The 14609-nt window shown below is 63.7% G+C and carries 17 protein-coding genes; 3 read left to right on the top strand and 14 right to left on the bottom strand.

Features of this window, described 5'->3' with window-relative positions:
* Positions 1 to 2 precede the first annotated feature (2 nt).
* Entirely contained in the window at positions 3 to 242 is a 240-nt protein-coding gene (locus NKI17_RS15995) for a hypothetical protein (protein ID WP_031212700.1), read from the bottom strand.
* A gap of 223 nt (positions 243 to 465) precedes the next feature.
* Between NKI17_RS15995 and NKI17_RS16000 the strand changes: the two genes are divergently transcribed.
* Positions 466 to 891, top strand: coding sequence for an OsmC family protein (locus tag NKI17_RS16000; RefSeq protein WP_352757304.1), 426 nt, complete (start codon positions 466 to 468; stop codon positions 889 to 891).
* A gap of 302 nt (positions 892 to 1193) precedes the next feature.
* On the opposite strand, the gene NKI17_RS16005 is transcribed toward NKI17_RS16000, so the two are convergent.
* The 7 genes from NKI17_RS16005 to NKI17_RS16035 form a co-directional block, all read right to left on the bottom strand.
* Positions 1194 to 1832, bottom strand: coding sequence for a YceH family protein (locus NKI17_RS16005; RefSeq protein ID WP_352572237.1), 639 nt, complete (start codon positions 1830 to 1832; stop codon positions 1194 to 1196).
* 239 nt (positions 1833 to 2071) lie between these two features.
* Entirely contained in the window at positions 2072 to 2851 is a 780-nt protein-coding gene (locus tag NKI17_RS16010; protein ID WP_292663232.1) for a succinate dehydrogenase iron-sulfur subunit, read from the bottom strand.
* Complete coding sequence (locus tag NKI17_RS16015; protein ID WP_031212704.1) at positions 2851 to 3288, bottom strand: DUF3052 family protein; 438 nt, start codon at positions 3286 to 3288, stop codon at positions 2851 to 2853. Before NKI17_RS16015 ends, NKI17_RS16010 begins: the two co-directional genes overlap by 1 nt.
* Positions 3289 to 3290: 2 nt before the next feature.
* On the bottom strand, positions 3291 to 5129 hold the full coding sequence (gene sdhA, locus NKI17_RS16020; protein ID WP_023679766.1) for a succinate dehydrogenase flavoprotein subunit: 1839 nt from the start codon (positions 5127 to 5129) through the stop codon (positions 3291 to 3293).
* A gap of 4 nt (positions 5130 to 5133) precedes the next feature.
* The gene (sdhD, locus tag NKI17_RS16025; RefSeq protein ID WP_023679767.1) at positions 5134 to 5529 is read right to left on the bottom strand and encodes a succinate dehydrogenase, hydrophobic membrane anchor protein; all 396 of its coding nucleotides are present in this window, start codon (positions 5527 to 5529) and stop codon (positions 5134 to 5136) included.
* A 1-nt stretch (position 5530) separates the two neighbouring features.
* Entirely contained in the window at positions 5531 to 5950 is a 420-nt protein-coding gene (sdhC, locus tag NKI17_RS16030; protein ID WP_292663224.1) for a succinate dehydrogenase, cytochrome b556 subunit, read from the bottom strand.
* Between the two features lie 242 nt (positions 5951 to 6192).
* Complete coding sequence (locus tag NKI17_RS16035; protein ID WP_031212707.1) at positions 6193 to 6573, bottom strand: hypothetical protein; 381 nt, start codon at positions 6571 to 6573, stop codon at positions 6193 to 6195.
* A 249-nt stretch (positions 6574 to 6822) separates the two neighbouring features.
* Here NKI17_RS16035 and NKI17_RS16040 point away from each other — a divergent pair, with 249 nt between their 5' ends.
* Positions 6823 to 7182 (top strand): hypothetical protein, encoded by a 360-nt coding sequence (locus tag NKI17_RS16040; RefSeq protein WP_031212708.1) that lies wholly within the window; start codon positions 6823 to 6825, stop codon positions 7180 to 7182.
* Here NKI17_RS16040 and NKI17_RS16045 read toward each other — a convergent pair.
* Positions 7166 to 8386, bottom strand: a complete 1221-nt coding sequence (locus tag NKI17_RS16045; RefSeq protein WP_023679771.1) for a GGDEF domain-containing protein — start codon at positions 8384 to 8386, stop codon at positions 7166 to 7168. The genes NKI17_RS16040 and NKI17_RS16045 overlap by 17 nt on opposite strands.
* A gap of 77 nt (positions 8387 to 8463) precedes the next feature.
* Positions 8464 to 9660 carry a GGDEF domain-containing protein gene (locus NKI17_RS16050; protein ID WP_023679772.1) on the bottom strand — a complete coding sequence of 399 codons (1197 nt, stop codon included), beginning with the start codon at positions 9658 to 9660 and terminating at the stop codon, positions 8464 to 8466.
* Between the two features lie 161 nt (positions 9661 to 9821).
* On the opposite strand from NKI17_RS16050, the gene NKI17_RS16055 reads away from it, so the two are divergent.
* Entirely contained in the window at positions 9822 to 10133 is a 312-nt protein-coding gene (locus NKI17_RS16055) for a hypothetical protein (RefSeq protein WP_023679773.1), read from the top strand.
* 58 nt (positions 10134 to 10191) lie between these two features.
* On the opposite strand, the gene leuC is transcribed toward NKI17_RS16055, so the two are convergent.
* The 4 genes from leuC to NKI17_RS16075 form a co-directional block, all read right to left on the bottom strand.
* Positions 10192 to 11601: a 3-isopropylmalate dehydratase large subunit gene (gene leuC, locus NKI17_RS16060; protein ID WP_023679774.1), complete on the bottom strand. Its 1410-nt coding sequence runs from the start codon at positions 11599 to 11601 to the stop codon at positions 10192 to 10194.
* 406 nt (positions 11602 to 12007) lie between these two features.
* Entirely contained in the window at positions 12008 to 12643 is a 636-nt protein-coding gene (locus NKI17_RS16065; RefSeq protein ID WP_352906314.1) for a class I SAM-dependent DNA methyltransferase, read from the bottom strand.
* A 52-nt stretch (positions 12644 to 12695) separates the two neighbouring features.
* Complete coding sequence (locus NKI17_RS16070) at positions 12696 to 13511, bottom strand: amino acid ABC transporter permease (RefSeq protein WP_352906316.1); 816 nt, start codon at positions 13509 to 13511, stop codon at positions 12696 to 12698.
* 266 nt (positions 13512 to 13777) lie between these two features.
* Positions 13778 to 14575, bottom strand: a complete 798-nt coding sequence (locus NKI17_RS16075; protein WP_031212709.1) for a transporter substrate-binding domain-containing protein — start codon at positions 14573 to 14575, stop codon at positions 13778 to 13780.
* Positions 14576 to 14609: the final 34 nt, after the last annotated feature.

The following is a 14609-nucleotide window of genomic DNA, read 5'->3' on the forward strand; positions in this document are numbered from 1 at the left end:
TTTTATCTCCATTCCTGGCTTGAAGCCGAAGACGAGGCTACGGAAATCTCCGCGGAGCCCTTGCCTGCCGCAGAATCGAGACCGGCCGCAGCATAGTCGAGAAGAGATACCGCAATCCCGATAATGGCAATCGCCGCAAGCAATCGGCCGAAGCCGGAAGGCTGCAGGCGCGACCAGTCGGCTTGTTGTTCACCGGCCCTGTAGCCGGTGCTTGTGCAGTGAGCAGAAAACAGGTTGTTCATGTGGTCCTCCATCCGGCCACCAAGTCCATGGCCGCCCGCAGGACGGCCGGGACAGATGGAAGTCGACATTTTTGCACGCGTATTTTTTTCGAATTTTTTTTCGCTCGACATGATGTGTCACGCTGCCGCCGATACGAAAGCGTGGGTGGCCTTCGCTCCGGCGCGCGCTATAGTCGACTGGATGCCGATCACGGGCTCAATCACGACAATCAAGGAGGAATTGATGGACCGCACCGCCAACGCCGTTTGGAAAGGCAGTTTCAAGGAAGGCAAAGGCACGCTCGATACACAGAGCGGGACGCTGAAGGGCACGCCCTATTCCGCCAAGATGCGTTTCGAGGACGAGAGCGGCAAATCCGGCACCAACCCGGAAGAGCTGATCGCCGCCGCCCATGCCGGCTGCTACGCCATGCAGCTTTCGCATTTTCTCGCCGAGAACGGCACTCCGGCCGCCGAACTCGACGCCAAGGCCGTGGTAACGCTGGTTCCCGGCACCGGCATCATCGGCAGCGCGATCACCCTGGTCGGCAAGGTACCGGGCATCGATGCCGCCAAGTTCAAGGAATTGGCCGAGAAGGCCAAGGCCGAATGCCCGGTCTCGAAAGCGCTCGGCGCCATCAAAGTATCGCTCGACGCTAGGCTCGGGTGAGGGAGCTTTTATGCCTGATAGATTCCAACTGGTGTTGGAGTCCATCAATTGTTGAAGTCGGCGCCGCCCCTCATTGCCCTGCCGGGCATTTCTCCCCGTAAGTGACGGGGAGAAAGAAGCTGGCCGCAGCTGCGGCACTCTTCTTGCAACGTTGATGATTGACGAAACCGTCGAAGAGCGTCCCTCTCCTCGTCCCTATACGGGAGAGGTCGCCGGCAGGGCAATGAGGGGCGGCGCCAGCCAATCGAAAGTAGGCAACGAACACGTTACCTGAGGGGCCGTCCCCGACGTCTCGAAAATCCTTATCGCCCATCGCCGGACAGTGCGTCGAGACGGGCGCGCAATGCCGCGACCTCTTCCTCGAGGGCCTGCACGCGCGTCTCCAGATCCGACGCCGGCGAGGACGACTGCAGGGGCGCTGCGGCAGCCGACAGCTGCGGCGACCCGCTGAGCAGATGGACATAGCGATCCTCGCGCTGGCCTGGGCCGCGATCGATCTGCTGCACCAGCGGTGGCCGGCGGCCGATCAGCAGATCGAGATTGCCGCGAAGCTCGTCGATCGACGGCAGCCGCGCCATGCGCTCGCTTCGCGCCAGCAATTCATAGGCCGTCTGCGGGCCGCGCAGCAGCAACAGGCCGAGCAGCGCGATCTGCGCCGAGGTCAGGGAAAAGCGCTGCGCCACCACATGCTCGTAGCGCTCGACGCGCGACGCGAACACCTGCCTGACTAGGCCCTTCTGCTCGAGCTGGCCAAGCGCTCTTCTGACCTCGCCAAGTTCGACCGACATCACCGGCTCGCGCGCCGTCTTCTGGTTGGCCGCCGCATGTGCCGCATTGAGCGTCAGCGGATAGACGTCCGGCGTCAGCTCCTTCTTCTCGATAAGGCAGCCGAGCACGCGGGCTTCGATGGGAGAGAGGATGGGAAGGTCGATATCGGTCATAAGTTTGCTATCCTTTCGAACTCGGCGGGACAGCGCCCCCCTCTGTCCTGCCGGACATCTCCCCCTCTAGTGGGGAGATTGGCTGTCATCACCGCTTCGCCACTTTTCAAGGCTGCAGAAAGGGCGCTGTCCTCCAAGCTGCTAATCTCCCCCCTTGAGGGGGAGATGTCCGGCAGGACAGAGGGGGGCGCGAAGGATCGCTGCGGACGAGACGATCTCGGCTGCAACTCGCCCGCCGCCTACACCCGTCGCTCCACCATCATCTTCTTGATCTCGGCGATCGCCTTGGCCGGGTTGAGCCCTTTGGGGCAAGTCTGGGCGCAGTTCATGATGGTGTGGCAGCGATAGAGCCGGAACGGGTCTTCGAGATTGTCGAGCCGCTCGCCCGTCGCCTCGTCCCTGGAATCGATCAGCCAGCGATAGGCCTGCAGCAGCGTCGCCGGGCCGAGATAGCGCTCGCCGTTCCACCAGTAGCTCGGGCAGGAGGTCGAGCAGCAGGCGCACAATATGCACTCGTAGAGCCCGTCGAGCTTTTCGCGGTCCTCATGGCTCTGCAGCCATTCCTTGGCCGGCTCGGGCGACACCGTCTTCAGCCACGGCTCGATCGAGGCGTGCTGGGCGTAGAAATTGGTGAGGTCGGGCACCAGGTCCTTGACCACAGCCATGTGCGGCAGCGGATAGACCTTGATCGCGCCGGAAATGTCGTCGCAGCCCTTGGTGCAGGCCAGCGTGTTCGACCCGTCGATGTTCATGGCGCACGAGCCGCAAATGCCTTCGCGGCAGGAGCGGCGCAGCGTCAGCGTCGGGTCGATCTTGTTCTTGATCCAGAGCAGCGCGTCGAGCACCATCGGCCCGCAATCGTCCATGTCGACGAAATACGTATCCATGCGCGGGTTCTCGTCATCGTCCGGCGACCAGCGGTAGATGCGGTATTCGCGCAGATTGGTCGCGCCCTCCGGCTTCGGCCAGGTTTTTCCGGCCATGATCTTCGAGTTTTTCGGAAGCGTGAGTTCGACCATTACCTCAGGTCCTTTCGGATGACGAGCTTCAGCCCGGACCAGATCTCGTTCACGGCGGCGACCTTGACGTCGACGAGGTCGAGCTTCAGCGCCTCTGTGCGGATAACGTCCTCGGTGACGTCGGTCGGCACTTTCGATGCCTTCTTCGGCCATGACACCCAGACCATGCCGTCCCGCTTGATCGCCGCTTCGACGTCGCCGAGACGGTCCTCGATCTCGACACGCTGCCTGGTGAAGGCGTGAACGGCATCGTATTTCTCATGAACGCCAGAGATCGCCGACCAATCAGCCAGCCGGTCGACGTGGGCAAACTCGACGGCGTCTGCCAGATCGTCGAGTTCGGGCGGCAAGGCGACGAAGGCGGCAATCATCCCGTCCTTCAGGCCGAGCTTGGCCGGAAGGGGCGTGCCGGAATATCCCGCAACCGCCAGCGCCATCATCAATACACCCTGGCCTTCGGCGCGATCTTGGCCGGGTTGATGCCGCCGTCTGCTTCCTTAAGCAGCGTTTCGGTGTGCACCGGCCGGTAGGTGAGCGCCACCTCGCCGGCCTCGTTGAGCCGAGCCAGCGTATGCTTGCGCCAGTTGGCGTCGTCGCGGGCCGAAAAGTCCTCCCGCGCGTGCGCGCCGCGGCTTTCCTTGCGCGCCTCGGCGCCGTAGACGGTGGTGATGGCGTTGGCCATCAGGTTTTCCAGCTCCAGCGTCTCGACCAGGTCGGAGTTCCAGATCATCGAGCGGTCAAACACCTTGACGTCGCCGAGTTCACCCCAGATCTGCGAAATGCGCCTGCAGCCGCTTTCCAGCGATTCCTGGGTGCGGAACACCGCCGCGTCCTCCTGCATCGCCTTCTGCATCTTTTCGCGCAAAACCGCTGTCGGCGTCGAGCCGTTGGCGTGACGCAGCCGGTCGAAGCGGTCCATTATCTTTTCGACGGCGGCCTCGTTGGGCGAAGGGATCGCCGATGTGCGGTCGATCACCTGGCCGGCCCGGATTGCCGCCGCACGGCCGAACACCACCAGGTCGATCAGCGAGTTGGAGCCCAGCCGGTTAGCACCGTGCACCGAGGCGCAGCCGGCTTCGCCGACCGCCATCAGCCCGGGCGACACCTGGTCCGGATTCGACGCCGTCGGGTTCAGCACCTCGCCCCAGTAATTGGTCGGCACGCCGCCCATATTGTAGTGGACCGTCGGCAGCACCGGGATCGGCTCCTTGGTCAGGTCGACGCCGGCAAAGATCTTTGCCGATTCCGAAATACCCGGAAGCCTCTCGTGCAGAACGGCCGGGTCGAGATGGTCGAGATGCAGGAAAATGTGATCCTTCTTCGGGCCGACGCCGCGGCCCTCGCGGATTTCCAGCGTCATGCAGCGCGAAACCACGTCGCGCGAAGCCAGATCCTTGGCTGACGGCGCGTAGCGCTCCATGAAGCGCTCGCCCTCGGAATTGACGAGATAGCCGCCCTCGCCGCGCGCGCCCTCGGTGATCAGGCAGCCGGCGCCGTATATGCCGGTCGGGTGGAACTGCACGAACTCCATATCCTGCAGCGGCAGGCCTGCGCGTGCGGCCATGCCGCCGCCATCGCCGGTGCAGGTATGCGCCGAGGTGGCCGAGAAATAGGCGCGGCCATAGCCGCCGGTCGCCAGCACCACCATCTTGGCCGAAAAGCGGTGGATGGTGCCGTCGTCGAGGTTCCAGGCGACGACGCCGGTGCAGGTGCCGTCCGGCTCCATGATCAGGTCGAGCGCGAAATACTCGATAAAGAACTGCGCATTGTGCTTCAGCGACTGGCCGTAGAGCGTGTGCAGCATGGCGTGGCCGGTGCGGTCGGCGGCCGCACAGGTGCGCTGCACCGGCGGCCCCTCGCCGAAATTCATCATCATGCCGCCGAACGGCCGCTGGTAGATTTTCCCGTCCTCGGTGCGGCTGAAGGGAACGCCGTAGTGCTCGAGCTCGTAGACCGCCGCCGGCGCTTCGCGCACCATGTATTCTTGAGCGTCGGTGTCGCCCAGCCAATCTGAGCCTTTGACGGTGTCGAAGAGATGCCACTGCCAGTTGTCGGGCCCCATATTGGCGAGCGAGGCGGCGATGCCGCCCTGCGCCGCAACCGTATGCGAGCGCGTCGGGAACACTTTGGTGATGCAGGCGGTGCGCAGGCCCTGCTCAGCCATGCCGAGCGCGGCGCGCAGGCCGGCGCCGCCGGCGCCGACGACCACGACGTCGAATTTGTGATCGACATAGCTATAGGCGGAAGCCGTGTTGGCGTTCTTCGCGTCCTTGGCCAAAAAATCAGCCTCCAAATGCCAGTTTAAGCAGGGCGAAGACCGAAGCGACGCCGACGACTACGGGAAAGAATGTGTTGAGGGCGAGCAGCGCCAGCCTGGTGCCTTCGCCATGCACATAGTCTTCGATGATCGCCTGCATGCCGAGCCGCATGTGGTAGAGCACCGACAACAGCACCAGCGCCAGCACCAGTGCAACGAACGGATTGGCAAGTGCGGCGCGCACCTCGAGATAGCTGGCGCCGTTGAGTGCGATCAGGAAGCCGACGAAGAACAGGACCAGCGGGATGTTGGAGATCGCCGTCAGCCGCTGGCGCCAGAAATGGCCGGTGCCCTCGCGGGCGGAACCGAGGCCGCGGACCTTGGCCAGCGGCGTGCGCATGTCGGGGTTCTTGCCGTTCATGTCAGGCTCCCCGCGCCATGTAGCCGGCAATCCAGATCAGCAGCGTCAGCGTGACCGAGCCGGCCAGCGTCGCCCAGGCGATCCTCGATGCCGTATGCTTTTCCAGCCCTGCCCCAGTGTCCCAGATAAGATGGCGCACACCGCCCAGCATGTGGTGCATCAGCGCCCAGCTGTAGCCGAACAGCACCAGCCGTCCCAGCCACGAGCCGAAGGCCCAGTTGACGGCATTGAAGGTCGCCTCCGAGCTCGCCGCCGCCATCAGCCACAGCGCGACCAGCAGCGTGCCGAAATAGAGCGCCCCGCCGGTGATGCGGTGGACGATCGACATCGTCATGGTGATCGGCGGCCGATAGACGGTCAGATGCGGCGAAAGCGGCCGTTCACGTCTGGCAAATTCGCGGGTGGCTGGTGATTTGCTCATGGCTCCCCCAGTTCGGCGTCTCTGGAGCCTCAGGTGGGAATGCGGCATTACCGCTTCCGGTTGCGACTTCGGACAGCCGGTTTCTAATGCTCTTTTTGCACCGCGTCAAAGCCGGAAAACCGTTTCGAAAACGTAATTTAGTCTGATGAAAGCGAGGCTTTCAGCTTCAATCGATTAGGGCTGTCGCCTTGCGCCGGCACAATGTCGCCGCACTGCAAAATATGGCTGGCGCAAGGGGCGGATCAGCGCTTGCAGGCCAGCGGTGATGCACCGCCCTTCATCACCAGCGCCTCACGCCCATCGATCACGATTGCGTCATGCGCCTCGCCGTAACGGCTGGTCTGATTGGCCGGTGACGCCGGCAGCTCGGCGCTGGCGCCGTTCTGGCCGAGGACGCGCACCGACGTGCCGAGATTCTCGATGGTTATCACGCTACCGTCGGCGCAGTTGTAAGTAGCTGTGCGCGGCTGCGGTGCCGTCGGTTCGCTAGCGGCGGGAGCAAGCGACACGGAAGCGGCGGCCGTGTTGCCGAGCTTGGGCGCGCTGGTCTGCGGCGCGCAGGCGGCGGCAGCCAGCAGCGGCGGAATGGCCAGCGCCATCCGAAACGTGCGGCGTAATCTCATTTGCTGCTTTCCCCCCGCGTATCGAGCCCGCCGCGATGCTCCGGCAAGCCACCGGATTTCATGCTTTTCGAGTCGCGCCCGATGCTGGGGATGGTGGGAACAAGGCATGGCCGAATGATGGCCGGTGGGCGATCGAGTATTAACCATATTTTCCGAGACCTCGCCCCTGCTGCGGTTGCCCTCAAAGGTTAATAAAAGGTTAATTTCTGATTCGAGGAGGCTTGCCTCTCAGCAATGGAGCAGCACGCCATGCATTCGAATTCAGCAGGATCGCGCCTTCCCTGGTTCCTAGTGGCGGCGCTCGCCGTCGGCGTCGTCGCACCGGCATTCGCCGGGACGCGCCATCATGACCGCGTCTATGCCGATTCCTTCGGCAATCTCGTCATCGACAGCGCCGCCGGCTACAAGCGTATCCTCGTTGGCGAGGGCAAGCTGGCCAAGGAATTGTCCGACTACACCAGCGCCGGCCAGCCCGACGTGATCTACGAAAACGAATCGGACGATGTCCGCGGCGGCGACTGCTATAGGCCGCCGGTTTTCGTCAAGGGCCGCAGCTATATGTACGGCCTCTCCGACGGCGAAATGCCGGAGCTCAGCCCCTGCCGCTGACGGCCACGCCGCCCTTGGTTGACGGCGCCGGCAGGGCAACAGCCGGCCCCGCCGAGACACGCACGCAATCGCGACCGCTGCCCTTCGCCTGATAGAGCGCTTTGTCGGCGCGCCGCAGCAGGTCGGAAAAGCTTTCGCCCGGACCAAGCTCGGCAATGCCGAAGCTGGCGCTGCAGCGGTGATCCGCGGGCAGGCAGTCGATCGGCGTGGCACCGAAGGCGCTACGCGTGCCCTCGGCAAAGAGCCGGGCGGCGGCTAGATTGGTCCCCGGCAGGAAAATAGCGAATTCCTCGCCGCCGATGCGGCCGGCGACATGATGGTCGGCCGCGGCATCGCGGAGAAACCCGGCAAAGGTCTCGATGACCCGATCGCCCGACGCGTGGCCGTAAGTATCGTTGATGCGCTTGAAATGGTCGAGATCGGCAATGACCAGTGCCGCTGGAACGGCGCGCCGCATGGCGTCACGCAGCGCGATCTCGGCATGGCGCTCGAAGCCGCCACGGTTGAGCAGCCGCGAAAGCGTGTCGGTTTCCGATTTCGACGTCGCCTCGGCGAGCACGTCGCGGACCAGGATAGCCAATGTCACCAGCGCAAGCGCCAGGCCGAACACGGTGCCGACCGACTGCGACACCAACGCATAGCTGGTCTGCGCATAAGATTGCGGATTGGCGCCCCAGCCACCAAGCGCATGGGCGATGAAGGGTTTGCTGGCGAACTGCAAGGTGCTGGCCGCTAGGACAGCCATCAGCATATAGTCGAGCCGCTCGCGTCTTTGCCTGGACGACAAGACGATCGCCAGCCCGGTGAACTGCATAGCCGCATAGGGAAGCTGGTAGGCCGCCATTCGCACAAAGGATTGGCGTGGCAGGTCCTGCACGAAGTGGACCGCGAGGGTGGCGAAGACCAGGAAGAACAGCATCGGCGGCCAAGGCGGCGAAACGCGGTATTTATGGGCAAGCCCGCCATTGAAGGCGACGGTAGCGCCAAGGAAGGCGGCAAAGGCGGCGACAACCACGGGGCGCGCATTGTCGAAGGCAGGAATGCTGAACTCGATCGCAAAATAAGCCGTGCCGAGCACATAGCCGAACGCCAGCCAGCGTGCCGACACCCGGCCGGCGTCATAGACCGCGATCGTCATGAAGGCCGCCGCCAGCAGCCCGGCAACGAACAGGTTGATCAGCAGGATGAAATTAGCGCTGCCCATGGCGTTTTGGCACTTCCCCCCGAACAGCAAATCACCAACGCGCGAAAAAGACGTTAATTCGAAGCCGCCGCTGACGCTCAGCCAGCACTGGTCCGATTGGGAAGGACGACCGTTTCAGGCCGCGGATAGGACAGGCATACGCTGTCGCGGCCACTCCTTTTGGCTTTGTAGAGCGCTTCGTCGGCGCGGCGCATCAGCGGGTCCAGCCCTTCGTCGCTGGTGCGGGCGGCCACCCCGAAGCTCGCGGTCACTCTCGTGTCGGGCGGAAGTCCGTCGATTCTGCCCGCCGAATAGACCGTGCGAATGGCTTCGGCAAACAGTCTTGCCGCGCCAAGGTCGCTGAGCGGCAACAGCACGGCGAACTCTTCGCCGCCGATACGGCCGGCAACGCCGCGCGTACCTGCAGCCGACAGAAGCTTGGCAGCGAAGTCGGCGATGACGCGATCGCCGGCCGCGTGGCCATGCTGATCGTTGAGCGCCTTGAAATGATCGAGATCGGCAAGCACCAGCGCAACCGGCAATTGCGCCGTGGCACAGTGCTGCAGGACAAGCATGGCGCGCTCCTCGAAGCCGCGGCGGTTGAGCAGGCCCGACAGCGGGTCTGTCAGGGTTTCGGTCTTCAGGGCCTTCATCACATCGAGCGCGGCGGCGCCGAACAGGCAAAGCGCAATAAGCAGCGACAGCAATGCATGCGATAGCAGAGCCGTCGTCCAGTAGGACGAGGAGTAAAGCCCTTCATAGCTGGTGAACGGCCCATGCGCGATGACGACGGCAAGCGTCCGCGCCAGGAAGTTCAGGCCGGAAAGCAGCGACAGCACGAACAGGATCATTTCTGTCGGGCCGTTGTTGCGCACCACGCGCAACTCGGCGGCGACAACCAGGCTGATGCCGCCGAAGCTGAAATTGATGGCAAGGATGCGCCAGGTGAGATCCGGCCGGGCAAAAAGAAACCACGAAAACGCGGCCAGGCCGCCGCAGGCCAGAATGCCGACCGCCGGGTAAGGCACGCGCCGCCCATAGCGCGCAATGACCGCGCCGGCGAGACAGCAGGTGGCGAAGGTGAAGCACAGGATCGAGATGAGCTTGGTCGGTGCCATGCCGACCGGCAGCGTGAAATACTGGAGCAGGAAGCCTGCGGCCGAGGCCGAGTAGCCCGCCGCCAGCACGCCCAGATAGGGACGGTGGCGCTGATAGAACCACAGCACGAGAAATGCCGCGCCGAGTGTGAGGGCGATGCCTGGATTGAGCAGCGCTATGAGCAGGCCGGTGTCCAAGCGCTGTAATTTCCCCTCGCTTCCCCTTGGAGGACCTTAGAGCGGAAGCCCAAACAAGCGGTTAAGCGAAAGCGAATATACGACAGGTGCGTCGACAAAGCCGCTGGGCGGAACCGCGAACGGCGAGCGGCGTTTCACGACGGCAACCAGGAGACGCTCCGATGGCCGACACGATCATGCTGACCGATCACGATGCAATTCGCTCATGGGCCGCGGCACGCGCCGGCTTTCCGGCGATCGTCGACGTGTCGCCCGAAGCCGGAACGCAGCCCATGCTGAGGCTGGTCTTCGGCCAGCATGCCTACCAGGACCAGGATGAGGCCGAACGCCCGGTCAATGCCGGCGGCTACGAACTGGTCGAATGGGACGAATGGTTCAAACTCTTCGACGAGCGCCAACTGGCGCTGGTCGTCGCAAAGGACCAACCCGGCCGCCGTGAGGGATTCCACGAATTCGTCAGGCGGCCCGACTGAAGAATGCCCGAACCGCATTGCGGCTCGGGCTCCTCATATCCGACTGCGCGCGCCTGCCCTATTTCCACTCGCGGATGTCGACGAAATGGCCGGCGATCGCCGCCGCCGCGGCCATTGCCGGCGACACCAGATGCGTCCGGCCCTTGAAGCCTTGGCGCCCCTCGAAATTGCGATTCGAGGTCGAGGCGCAGCGCTCATGCGGCTTCAGCCGGTCGTCGTTCATGGCAAGGCACATCGAGCAGCCCGGCTCACGCCAGTCAAAGCCGGCGGCGACAAAGATCTTGTCGAGGCCTTCGGCCTCTGCCTGTTCCTTGACCAGGCCGGAGCCCGGCACGATCATCGCACTGACCCGCGGATTGACCTTCTTGCCCTCGATCACCTTGGCTGCGGCGCGCAGATCCTCGATGCGGCCATTGGTGCAGGAGCCGATGAAGACGCGATCGAGTTCGATATCGGTGATCTTGGTGCCCGGCTTCAGGCCCATATAGTCGAGTGCGCGCTGCTTGGAGGTGCGCTTGTTCTCATCAGTGATGTCGTCCGGGTTCGGCACGATGCCTTGCACCGAGACCACGTCCTCGGGCGAGGAGCCCCAGGAGACGATCGGCGGCAGCTTTGCCGCGTCGAGCACGACCACCTTGTCGAAATGCGCGCCTTCGTCGGACTGCAGCGTCTTCCAGTAGGCGAGCGCGGCGTCCCAGGCTTCGCCCTTGGGGGCGCGCGGCTTGTCCTTGACATAGGCGAAGGTGGTCTCGTCGGGCGCGATCAGGCCGGCGCGGGCGCCGGCTTCGATCGACATGTTGCAGATCGTCATGCGGCCTTCCATCGACAGCGCACGGATTGCCTCGCCGGCATATTCGATGACATAGCCGGTGCCGCCGGCCGTGCCGATCTCGCCGATAATGGCGAGGATGATGTCCTTGGCGGTGACGCCTTCCGGCAGTGCGCCGTCGACGCGCACCAGCATGTTCTTGGCCTTGCGCTGGATCAGCGTCTGCGTCGCCAGCACATGCTCGACTTCAGAGGTGCCGATGCCATGCGCCAGCGCCCCGAACGCGCCATGCGTCGAGGTGTGGCTGTCGCCGCAGACGATGGTCATGCCGGGCAGCGTAAAGCCTTGCTCCGGCCCGATGATGTGGACGATGCCCTGGCGGATATCCTTCTCGGAATAATATTCGACGCCGAAATCCTTGGCGTTTTTGGCCAGCGCTTCGACCTGGATGCGGCTTTCCTCGTTCTTGATGCCGAACTTTCGCTCCGGCGAAGTCGACACATTGTGGTCGACCACGGCCAGCGTCTTTTCCGGATGCCGAACCTTGCGGCCGGTTATGCGCAGGCCTTCGAAAGCCTGCGGGCTGGTGACTTCGTGGACCAGATGGCGGTCGATATAGAGCAGGCAGGTGCCGTCGTCCTGGCGGTCGACAACATGGTCGTCGAAAATCTTGTCGTAGAGGGTGCGCGGTGCGCTCATTTGCGTAAATCCGTCGATTTAAAAAGGGAAAACGACGCCGGTCGGACCGGCGAAACAGCCTGGCGAGTCTGCCCTAGCTAAGTCGGCTGGTCAGCGCCCCGCAGACGCGCGCGGAAAATCGCGACGGCAGGCGTTTCCTGTCCTGCAGCACGAAACCTTTATAGGCCGGATCGCCAAAAAGCTCTTCCATGGCGCTGCTCATATCAATGTTTTGGCTTTTCGGCAATTGGCGGGTTGTGGCGCGGCTTCCCCTTCTCCCCTTGTGGGAGAAGGTGTCGCCGAAGGCGACGGATGAGGGGTGCTCCAGGGAACGCCAACGCCTCATTCCGTCCAACACCCCTCATCCGTCTCGGCGCTGCGCGCCGATCCACCTTCTCCCACAAGGGGAGAAGGAAGAAGGCGCCACTCAAACCACCTCGAACACGAAGGTCTTCACCAGCGCGTCGGGCTCGGCGATTGCGTAGCAGCGAAACCACGGGCTCTCCTCGACCGGCCGCCATTTTTTCGCCTGCTCCAGTTCGCCAAACACGGCCTTGAACCCGCCGCTTTCAAACACCTGATCGCGAACCGTGAAGATGGCGTGGCCGCCCGTCCTGGTGATGCGTACCAGTTCATGCAGGCCCGACGCCGGTGCGTGGCTGATGGTGAACACGCCGGTCGAGAAAAAGGCGCGGAAATACCCGTCCGCCCAAGGCAATGGCCCGCCGAGCATCGCCTGTTTCAGCTCGCTGTAGGCCTGCCGGCTGCCGGCGATTTTCAGCATGTCCTGCGACAGGTCGAGCCCGGCAATATCGTGGTAGCCGAGTGCCTTCAGGGACGGCCCCGACAGGCCGGTGCCGCAACCGGCGTCGAGCAGCGGCCCTTCGCCCGGCGGCACATGGCGCGCCACCCAGGCGGTGATCAGGAACGGCAGGAGATAGCCGAGCGCCGCGGTTTCGCCGTCATAGGTCGCGGCCCATTGCGCATAGGCCTTGGCGAGCGTCTCAGGCGTGTCGGCCGTATAGACCGCTTCCAGCGCCGCATTGGCCTTGTCGATGATCATGGGTCCTCCCCGGTCGCGTCCGCTCGATGGTAGCGCCGTTTTCGCCTGCCTTCTATTCCCCATGCTGGTGGCGGAGCCGCTTCTCCAGCGCCCGCAAGGCCAACGACAGGCCGACGGTCAGGATGAGATAGATATAGGCGACGATCGAATAGGTTTCGAAGAAGCGGAACGAGCCGGCGGCGTAGATCTTGCCCATCTGGGTGATGTCGGCGACGCCGAGCACCGAGACCAGCGAGGAATCCTTGACCATGGCGACGAAATCATTGCCGAGCGGCGGCAGGATGGTGCGGATCGCCTGCGGAAAGATGACCAGCCGGAAGCACTGGGTGCGCGTCAGCCCGAGCGCCTTGGCCGCCTCGATCTGCCCCTTCTCGACCGCCTGGATACCGGCGCGGAACACCTCCGAGATGAAGGCGGAATAGCCGATGGTCAGCGCCATGACGGCGCGCCAAAGCAACGACACGTCGCGTACCAGCAGCTCACCGAAGAGGCCGGCGCTTTGCAGCGGCGCCGTCAGCGCGTTCCATGCCGCGACGAAGGCCGGCGCCCCGGCAAAGGCGATCCAGAACAACAGCACCAGCATCGGCACGCCGCGGATGATCTCGACGTAGAAGCGGCCGATCTGGCTGAGCCAGCGTGAGCCCGACAGGCCCATCAGCGCGACGCCGAGGCCGATCGCGCAAGCCAGCGCGAAGGCGACCACCGTGACGAAGATGGTGACGCCGATGCCCTTGGCGACGGTTGCGAAGACCTGGGCATAGAGGTCGCTGGCAGCGATGAAGATGGCGGCGGCCAAGGCGATCGCCACGGCCACGGCAAGCCACCACGGGAAGTCGGATTTGGCTGAGGCGGGAGGCGCCGACGGCATCAAGCGGTACCGATAACAGAGTCACGAAGGCAGCGTTCTGTCACACCCCCCTCTGGCCTGCCGGCGATCTCCCCCTCCAGGGGGGAGATCGGCAGCTTTGACCTCGCGGCCCGTTCTGCAACACTGAAAATTGGCGAAAGCCGATGCGAAATCCGATCTCCCCCCTTGAGGGGGAGATGTCCGGCAGGACAGAGGGGGGTGTACGAGCGCAGAGTCAGCGCGAGTTCCCGCGCACAATCGTCATGAAATGCGCGCAACAAGCGGGCCTACTGCCCCATCTTGTAATCAAGGAACCACTTCTTGTTGAGCGCGTCGAGCGTACCGTCGGCCTTGAGCGCGGCGATTGCCGCGTTGACCGGCTTCACCAGGTCGGAGCCCTTGGGGAAGATGAAGCCGAAATCCTCGGTGCCGAGTGGGCCGCCGATCAGCTTAAGGCCGCCATTGGACGCATCGACATAGCCCTTGCCGGCAGTGCCGTCGGTGAGCACGACGTCGACGTCGCCGGCCTTCAGTGCCTGCACCGTCGCGCCGAACGTCTCGAACAGCTTGATGCGCGGGTTCTGCTCGTTGCCGTCGAGCACGCTGTAGACGGCGGTGTAGAAGGGCGTGGTGCCGGCCTGCGCGCCGATCAGCCCGTCCTTGAAGGCGGCGAACGTCTTTGCATCGGTGAAGCGCTTCTCGTCGCCGCGCACCAGCATGAACTGTTCCGAGCGCATATACGGATCGGAGAAATCGACCTTCTGCTTGCGGTCGTCCTTGATGGTGATGCCGGTCATGCCGATGTTGTACTGATTGTCGGAAACCGCCTGGATCATCGCGTCCCAAGAGGTATTCTGGTACTCGACCTTGAAATTCAGCCGTTTGGCGATCTCGTTCATCGCGTCATATTCCCAACCGATCTGCTTGCCGGTCTTGGCATCGATGAACTGCAGCGGCGGATAGGCGTTTTCGGTCACCACCACCACCTTCTTGCCGCCGAGGTCGGGCAGCGCCTGCGCCAGAGCCGCGACCGGCACGAGAAGGCAAGCCAGCAGGCCGGCCAGCAGCAGTTTCGAATTGATCATGACTATGCTCCCCAGGAACTGAACCGCCTCGATC

The sequence above is a fragment of the Mesorhizobium sp. M0816 genome, assembly GCF_040320005.1.
Classification (GTDB): Bacteria; Pseudomonadota; Alphaproteobacteria; order Rhizobiales; family Rhizobiaceae; genus Mesorhizobium.